The sequence below is a fragment of the Falsigemmobacter intermedius genome (assembly GCF_004054105.1).
GTDB lineage: Bacteria > Pseudomonadota > Alphaproteobacteria > Rhodobacterales > Rhodobacteraceae > Wagnerdoeblera > Wagnerdoeblera intermedia.
In genome coordinates this window covers 1-7,454 of record NZ_SBLC01000069.1, presented here as the reverse complement: position 1 = coordinate 7,454, position 7,454 = coordinate 1, and the positions used below count along the sequence as shown (strand labels likewise).

Genomic DNA, 7,454 nt, shown 5'->3' with positions numbered 1-7,454 from the left:
CAAATGACCAATAAGTTCAATGTCATGCTTCGCAGGCGTGATCGGATCAGGGATCATCCGGATCTCATCGATGAGGCTGCGCAGGATGTTTGAGGCTTCAAACCGGAGGCCCTGGTCGTAAAGGGCGGCCGACAGCCGTTCGACCTCTTCGCTGTAGCGCGCTGCCATGCTCGGGTGGAGGCGCAGGGCAGGGGGCTCGGGTTGGTCGGCAAGTTCAGCCGTCAGGCGTGCCTTCGTCTCTTCCAATGCGGACATCTTCGCCTTCATCGACGGATGATACATGCCGTCGGCAATGGCATCGACGATCCCATCGATCTTCTTCTGGGTGGCGACCAGATCGCGCCGTGCTTTCTCAAAAGCAGCCGTCTGGGCTCCGGCGGCCTCGTTCATAGCCTTTACATATTCTTTTACAAACGCTGCTATCAGTTTGGGATGCATCAGCTTTTTCTGAAGGCCCTCGAGAACGCGGGCCTCCACCTCTTCCCGCAGGATGGTGCTGCGATTGGTGCATATAGATTTTCCCTTGGTCCGTGAGGCCGCGCAGCCATAGCGGTTTTTGTTGATCAAGGTGTAGCCCGCTCCGCAGCAGGCGCAGCGCATCAGCCCCGAGAGCAAATAGTCGGGCCGCCGTGTCCGCTCAGGGCGGTGCGGGCCATCTCCGGTTCCGAGGTTCATCAACTCGCGCATCTCCGCTTGCCGCAGTTTGACGGCTTCCCAGAGATCATCGCTGATGATGCGCAAATCCGGCACCTCGGTGATGATTCATTGCTCGGGCGGGTTCAAACGCGACACCCGCTTCTGGGTGGCGGGGTCTTTTATGTAGCTCAGCCGGTTCCAGACCAGGCGCCCGATATAGAGTTCATTGTTCAGGATGCCGGTGCCGCGCTTATGATTGCCGCTGATGGTCGAAGGCCCCCAGCTGCCGATGTTTTTGGCGCTGTCAGGTGCAGGGATGCCGTCATCATTGAGGCTCGATGCGATCTCGCGGGCGGAGTGGCCTGCGAGGTATTCCTTAAAGATCCGCTGGATGACCGCTGCTTCGGCTGGGATGATCTCGCGGTCGCCACGCTGGACCTCGCCATTCTCAAGCAAGTGCCGCACGGCGCGGTATCCGTAGGAAAGCCCGCCGCCGGATTTACCTTCGCGCACGCGCCCCTCGAGGCCACGATGGGTTTTGATGGCAAGGTCTTTGAGGAAGAGGGCGGACATCGTTCCCTTGAGGCCGATATGCAGCTCGTTGATTTCGCCCTCCGCCACCGTCACCAGCGGGATGCCGAGGAAGACCATCTGTTTGTAGAAGCCAGCCACATGTTCCTGGTCACGGCTGATCCTGTCCAGTCGTTCGGAGACGACGACGTCAAAGCGTCCTCTGCCTGCATCTGCGATCAGGCGCTGGAACTCCGGCCGTTGAAGGACTGTCCCCGACATCGCAGCATCGGCATAGGTGCCCGCGACGGTCCAACCACGTGTCTCGGCCAGACGGCGGCAAATCCGCAGCTGGTCTTCGATGGACGCTTCCGACTGATGATCGGTCGAATAGCGGGCATAGATCACGGCGCGAGTCATGGGAGAGCTCCGGTCGGGGGAGATGGGATCAGTCATCATCGCCCCGTTGCGAGGCGGCGTAATCCTTCCGCGCGGCGTTACGGGCCATAGCCTGAACCAGCGCGATGAGCAAAGGATGGGGTTCGTCCTCATCTTTGGCAAGGGGGAGGTTGGGTTCCCTTCCCGCAGGCAGCGAGAGAGAGGGCAGCGGCGGGGGGCCGTGTCCTCCTCTCTCAACTGCTTCTGCGGCTCCTCGGTCATGGCGGCAAATCTCTCCCGATCGCTGGCCGAGGTGGTCTCGGCTGCGGTGATGCGGTTGGGGCGTCATAGGCAAAGCGTGTGGCCTTAGGTGATGGCCTCACTGAAGCATATGGGCGAGACCTGACGGGTTGGGAGAGGAAAAGCGCCGGATATGGCGTGGGCGCTGCGGGATTATGTGGATAACCCCGCACTATGGCAGTTTGCGAAATAGTTTAGTGCAAACAATGCCTTGTTGTCAGCGTGCTGACATTTTGAGGTCCAAGAGAGGGGGCGTGGTTGGAGGCTGTGACGCTTGGTGCAAAATCCGGATTTTGGCCGTAACGCCAGACCTCCACTTGGTGCTATGCTGCCAGTGGCAGCCCTTCTTCCCGAGTGGCCCAACGGGCTACTCCTATGCAAAGGCGGCCTGTGGCTGACACGCAGTTGGGACCGAAGGGCCCGACGGAGCGCCTCCCCGGCGTTAGGGGCAGCTGGAAGTAGCTTTAGCTACATACAGTCTGTCTTTGTAGGTAGCTTTGGGGCTACCTCCTTCCCGGTCCATTTTTGGGACCGGCCCAGATTACGACAATCAAACAAACAGCGGGTCGAAGACGGGTAAGGATTAGCACCCTTTTGAAACTGATGAGCGTAAAGGCCGGACCATCGGTCCGGCTCAGACGCGCCAATCCTGCGCGCTGGTGAGCCGGTCATATCTGACCGGTGGGCCTGTGCTCATCGCACAGGCTTTGCTTCATCAAGGAGGTTGGGGGCAGGAGAGGTGGCAAGGGCAGTGAGATATGGGGAAACGGCAGGTAGCTTGGGTCCGATGCAAAAGATGCGGTTAAGAAAATAGCGTCGGATCAGTGCGATAGGGTGAAGGGGGTTATCCACCAGAAAGGAAGGGCTCGGGTCAGAAAGCTTTAGGTTTTGTCCGAAAATGCCCACAACTGAGAAACCATGTCCCGCGAATGGAGCGATGCCATGGCCTATCAGTTCTTCCACATCGAGACCTATTCCCAAGCGCCGAAGAAGGTGCGCAAGACGGCTGATCACTTCAACACGGCTGAGCAGATCGAGGAGGAGGCCCGTCGCACCCCCGATTACTGCCAGCATGTTGAAAACCCGCGCCCTTACCTGCAGCTCGTCAACTGCACCCCTATCGATGAGTTCATCGCTCAAAGACGGATGAAGGTGGCGGCGCTGACGGAGACGGTCAATACCAAAGGGGGCGGCACCTATACCCGCGCCCTACGCAGCGATGCGGCGACCCTTTACACTGAGGTCCATTCGCATCCGGTCACGAGCGCGGCCTTCCTTGCCGATCCCGCAGCCTACCGTGATGAGGTTAAGCTCTGGGCGGCGAAGGTGATGAAGGACTTCAGGGCGAGGATGCCGGAGGGTGTTGTTCACACGGCAGTCCTTCATACCGACGAGAGCCATCTTCATATCCATATCCTCGCCTACAATGACGCCGACCCCAAGATGGACGCGAATAAGCTGCATGTCGGTAAGAAGGCAGCGGCTGAATATCGCGAAACCCATGAGAGCGACGCAATCAAAAGTCTGGATAAGCCCGAGCTTGCCCCGCTGCCGCTGCAGCCGAAAAAGCCGAAGCCCAGTAAAAACCGGACGACACAGGCGAAGAACGATCTCCGCCATGCTGCGGCTGTGGACGCCTGGGAGGGAGCCCGTGCCAAGCTTCAGGCCGAGAATGAGGCGATGATGGCGGACTGGAGGCAGCGCAATCATGCCCATCTGAAAGCGGGTCGTCTGGCACGGGGCAAGGCCGGCGATCAGGAAGTTTACCTTGCGACTATGCAGAGGGCGCAGGACGACTATTATGATGCGGTGGGCCTGCCCTGTGGCTTCCTGCGCCACGGCCCGCGTCAGGAGCGCCTGAGCACCAAGCAATATGCCGCCCGCCAAAGGGAGGCCAAACACAAGGTCAAGGTTGCCAAGAAGCTGGAGGATGAAGCCGCCGAGCTGGGGCGGGTGGATAAAGACCTCAGCATGATGCGGAAGGAGCTTATCGAGGCCGCATCAGAGCGGGAGGCTGAACTTGACGCCCGCGAAGAGGCGTTGGAGGGAAAGGAACAGGCTTTGCAGCGGCGTGCAGCTGCGCTGGACGCGCGGGAGGAAGATCTGACGAATGCCGTCGGTGTAATGACCCAGCGGTTTCTGCTCAGTTCATGCTGCTAATCTGAATGCCTCAGCGGGCGTGCGCATTGCAAGCGCCTGGTGAGGCCGTCGGTTGTTGTAGAAGGATATCCAGTCCGCGATCACGCGGGTGGCGTGCTGGATGCTCTCGAAACGGTGGCGGTGGGTGCACTGCTCCTTCAGGGTGCGGATCAGCCTCTCCACCATGCCATTATCTGGCATGATCCCATCGATGCCTCCGGCGCCCGGATCTGCTATCATACTGGCATCCGGGACCTGGGGCATCGGGAGCACGTGAGTGCGGGCAGACCGAGCTACAACAATGGGCTGAGAGCCCGTGCCGTTATATGGTCGCCCCTGCGGCTCGCCCGGATGTGCCGCGAGCACGGATCTGTAAATGCCGCGTGCCCGCCTGCTCCCTCTTTGATGTGAGGAGGATGTCACATGCGCATTATCGGACTGGATATCCATCGCATCTTCGCGGAGGCGATGGTTTTAGAAGACGGGACGGCGCGACGGCTGGGTCGTGTCGACATGACACGGGAGAGCCTGCAGGCTTTTGCCGCGCGCCTTCTGCCGACGGATCACGTGATTGTCGAAGCCACCGGCAATGCGGCCGCTGTCGTCGATATCCTTGCGCCAAAGGTGGCGCGGGTTGTCGTGGCCAATCCCTTGCAGGTTCACCTGATTGCGCGGGCAAAGACTAAGACAGACAAGATCGACGCCCGCGTTTTGGCGCAACTCTATGCCGCGGGGTTCCTGCCCGAAGTCTGGATCCCCGATCCCGCGACACAGGCCAGACGCCGGCAGGTCACACGGCGTAACCAGCTTGTCAAAAGCCGCGTGCGCCTGAAAGCCATCGTGCAGTCGATCCTGCACGCCCATCTGATCCCCCGCTGTCCGCATCAGGACATCTTCGGGGCCAAGGGGCGCGCGTGGGTTCTGGCGCAGGAGGTGCCACCAGACGAGAGAGCCGCGATCACGCGGCACATCGAAGAGTATGACCGCCAGACAGCAGCGCAGCGGGTGGTAGAGGAAGACATTGCCCGCGCCGCCATACCGGACGCGGCTGTCAGACGGCTGATGACGATCCCCGGCGTGGACATGGTCGTCGCGGTCGGGGTCATGGCGGCGATCGGCCGGATCGACCGGTTTCCATCCGCCGATCAGCTCTCCGCCTGCCTCGGACTGAATGCCAGCGTGCGGCAATCCGGAGATGGTCCTGCCCATCACGGGCGGATCACCAAGCGCGGACGCAGCGATGCCCGCCACCTGCTCGTGGAAGCGGCCTGGCAGACAGTGCGCAGCCCGGGCCCTCTTCGTGCCTTTTACGAGCGGATCAAGGCACGGCGCGGAGCCCATGTTGGCGCCGTCGCAGTTGCCCGCAAGCTGGCCGTATTGATCTGGCACATGCTGTCAAAGGAGGAGGATTATGCCTGGGGCCGTCCGACACTCCTCGCGCGCAAAATACGCAAGATGGAGCTTGCGGCGGGAGCAGAGGCGCGACGTGGCCAACGCGGCACTGCGTATGACTATAACCATCCGGCTCTGAGGAGGGCGGATCGTGCTGTGGCGGAACATGCCGAGCAGGCCTATCGGCGGATTATGCAACACTGGCAACGCACGCGGAAGCGTAGCCCGCCTTCGCAGAGGGGAGATATGGCGACATAAAAATAGCGAGTGGCGAAGAAAGGGGCTGTTCAATTACATCCGTCTGTTGCGGGCAGTGCGGTGTGATGAACTCCTGTTTCAGGCCATAGCTGCGGACCAAGGCCGTGTAATGGCGGGATGTAAAAACCAAGCCATTGTCTGACCTTAGAAGGAACTCTTGGTTCACGCGGCCCAGCGTCCCGAAGCGGGCGATCAGGGCGTGCTCCAAGGCGCAGGCAGCGGTTGTGGCCTTGCCGGTGCGCGAAAGGTGCCAACCCAAAAGCTCGCGTGTGTGGCAATCGATGACCAGCGCCAGAGAGGCCCAGCCGTCCCTGCCGGCCCAAACGCGGCACAGATCCGTCGACCAGCGCTCGTTGGGGGCCTTGGCCACTGAGGGCAAAGCTTGGATGCGGGGCCGCATGCCAATGGCCCGCTTGCGCACCTGCCAGCCGTTTAACTGGAATATCCGCTGCACGGTATTTTTGTTGAAGCCCAAGAGCCACGCGACAGTTCGATAACCGAAGGACGGCTGTTCTTCGATCATCTTCTTGATCGGCTCGGCGAACGCCGGGTTCACGCGGGGCGCGGATTTGGTCGGGCGATAATAGACCGACCGCCGCGCCACGCCGAACCACGTGCAAAGCTGAGAGATGGACACCTGCAGGCCGTCTTCCCTAAGGCCTTGATGAAGCTTCAGGATCATCAGTCGTCCTGTTGCCCCAGCAAGGCCTGCAGCTTTTTTCTCGCCCGCAGCTCCAGCATTGCTTCGCCGTAGGCCTCCTGCAGGTCCTTCAGCTGCTTCTCGTATTGCTCGCGGATATCGAGCGGGTTCGCGCGGAGGGAATTTTCCATCCCCTTCTTGGCATCATCGACCCAGCTTTCGATCTCGGAAGGGCTCAGGTCGAAGGACCGGCTGGCCTCGGCCACCGTCGTCTTGCCCTGGATGATCTCGATCACCAGTGCGGTTTTGCGCTTCGCAGTCCAACGTTTGATGCTGTCTTCCATCGTCATACTCATGGCTATTTACTCCACTATAGCCTGAGCAGAAAATCCGTGGGTCATTACACCGTCGGTTGTGGGTTTCCATAAGCGAGCATTTTTGCGGGGCGGTATGACCGCGGCAGCACCTCTGGCGGCAATGGCATCGTGGCAAGACCGGGTGTCGTAGGCGCCGTCTGCTGTCACGGATGTGATCTGCTCTTGCGGGGCAATCTGATTGAGCAGGTCAGGCAAAACTGGCGCGTCGCCGATGGCACTGGAAGTGACTTCAACGGCACAAATCTCCAATGTTTGTTCATCAACGGCGATATGGATCTTCCGCCAGATGCGGCGTTTAGAGCCGCCATGCTTGCGGCGTAGCCACTCACCTTCACCCTCAACCTTGATCCCCGTGCTGTCAGCTCAAGAGGTGCAGGCCCTCTTTTGCACGGTAGGGGATCGCCACATTCAGCGTGTTTTGTCGTCGGCTCAATGTGCTGAAGTCGGGCACCGACCAGGACAGCCCCGATAAAGCCAAAAGGCTCTCCATGAACCCCGTGGTCTGACGAAGCGGCAATCCGAAAAGAACCTTTAAGGTAAGGCAGGCTTGGATGGCAGCGTCACTGTAAATCTGCTGACGGCCCCGCTTGCCTGAAGGCTGTGCGGCCCACTGCATATCCGTATCAAGCCATGCCGTCAGGGAGCCGCGTTGCTTCAGCGCATGGTTATAAGCATGCCAGTTGGTCGTCTTGTAGCGGGGAGTGGATCGATAGCTCATGCCAAAGGGGTAGCACGATCACACAAGACATTGAATCCTAGTGGATTTGTGCATCATGTATAACCGCCCCTTGCGCAAGAGGGTATTTTGGATCTTTTCGGCGCGT

7 protein-coding genes and 1 pseudogene are annotated in these 7,454 nt (G+C 60.1%); 2 read left to right on the top strand and 6 right to left on the bottom strand.

The features are described 5' to 3' along the window. On the bottom strand, positions 1–741 hold a 741-nt coding region (locus tag EP867_RS19955), incomplete at its 3' end, for a zinc ribbon domain-containing protein (RefSeq protein WP_174722356.1). A 21-nt stretch (positions 742–762) separates the two neighbouring features. Beyond that, on the bottom strand, positions 763–1,566 hold the full coding sequence (locus EP867_RS19950; protein WP_164888947.1) for a recombinase family protein: 804 nt from the start codon (positions 1,564–1,566) through the stop codon (positions 763–765). A gap of 1,176 nt (positions 1,567–2,742) precedes the next feature. On the opposite strand from EP867_RS19950, the gene EP867_RS18420 reads away from it, so the two are divergent. Continuing rightward, complete coding sequence (locus EP867_RS18420) at positions 2,743–3,984, top strand: Mob protein (protein ID WP_128490916.1); 1,242 nt, start codon at positions 2,743–2,745, stop codon at positions 3,982–3,984. Here EP867_RS18420 and EP867_RS18415 read toward each other — a convergent pair. Next, complete coding sequence (locus EP867_RS18415; RefSeq protein ID WP_206616381.1) at positions 3,973–4,203, bottom strand: integrase core domain-containing protein; 231 nt, start codon at positions 4,201–4,203, stop codon at positions 3,973–3,975. The two genes, EP867_RS18420 and EP867_RS18415, sit on opposite strands and share 12 nt — an antisense overlap. A 183-nt stretch (positions 4,204–4,386) precedes the next feature. Between EP867_RS18415 and EP867_RS18410 the strand changes: the two genes are divergently transcribed. Next, positions 4,387–5,613 (top strand): IS110 family RNA-guided transposase, encoded by a 1,227-nt coding sequence (locus EP867_RS18410; RefSeq protein WP_128490915.1) that lies wholly within the window; start codon positions 4,387–4,389, stop codon positions 5,611–5,613. Here the strand turns inward: EP867_RS18410 and EP867_RS20335 are convergent. The 3 genes and pseudogenes from EP867_RS20335 to EP867_RS18395 all read right to left on the bottom strand — a co-directional run. Further along, positions 5,546–6,295 carry a DDE-type integrase/transposase/recombinase gene (locus EP867_RS20335; RefSeq protein WP_241656968.1) on the bottom strand — a complete coding sequence of 250 codons (750 nt, stop codon included), beginning with the start codon at positions 6,293–6,295 and terminating at the stop codon, positions 5,546–5,548. The two genes, EP867_RS18410 and EP867_RS20335, sit on opposite strands and share 68 nt — an antisense overlap. Then, positions 6,295–6,597: a transposase gene (locus EP867_RS18400; protein WP_241656967.1), complete on the bottom strand. Its 303-nt coding sequence runs from the start codon at positions 6,595–6,597 to the stop codon at positions 6,295–6,297. The genes EP867_RS20335 and EP867_RS18400 overlap by 1 nt, the downstream gene beginning before the upstream one ends. 30 nt (positions 6,598–6,627) lie before the next feature. After that, positions 6,628–7,348: pseudogene (locus tag EP867_RS18395) on the bottom strand (IS5 family transposase); the annotation flags it as partial. Between the last annotated feature and the right edge of the window lie 106 nt (positions 7,349–7,454).

Excerpts from the sequence above, each read along its gene's own strand:
- EP867_RS19950 (WP_164888947.1), bottom strand. The coding sequence starts at position 1,566 with ATGACTCGCGCCGTGATCTATGCCCGCTATTCGACCGATCATCAGTCG.
- EP867_RS18410 (WP_128490915.1), top strand. The coding sequence starts at position 4,387 with ATGCGCATTATCGGACTGGATATCCATCGCATCTTCGCGGAGGCGATG.
- EP867_RS20335 (WP_241656968.1), bottom strand. The coding sequence starts at position 6,295 with ATGATCCTGAAGCTTCATCAAGGCCTTAGGGAAGACGGCCTGCAGGTG.
- EP867_RS18400 (WP_241656967.1), bottom strand. The coding sequence starts at position 6,597 with ATGGAAGACAGCATCAAACGTTGGACTGCGAAGCGCAAAACCGCACTG.
- EP867_RS18415 (WP_206616381.1), bottom strand. The coding sequence starts at position 4,203 with ATGATAGCAGATCCGGGCGCCGGAGGCATCGATGGGATCATGCCAGAT.
- EP867_RS18420 (WP_128490916.1), top strand. The coding sequence starts at position 2,743 with ATGTCCCGCGAATGGAGCGATGCCATGGCCTATCAGTTCTTCCACATC.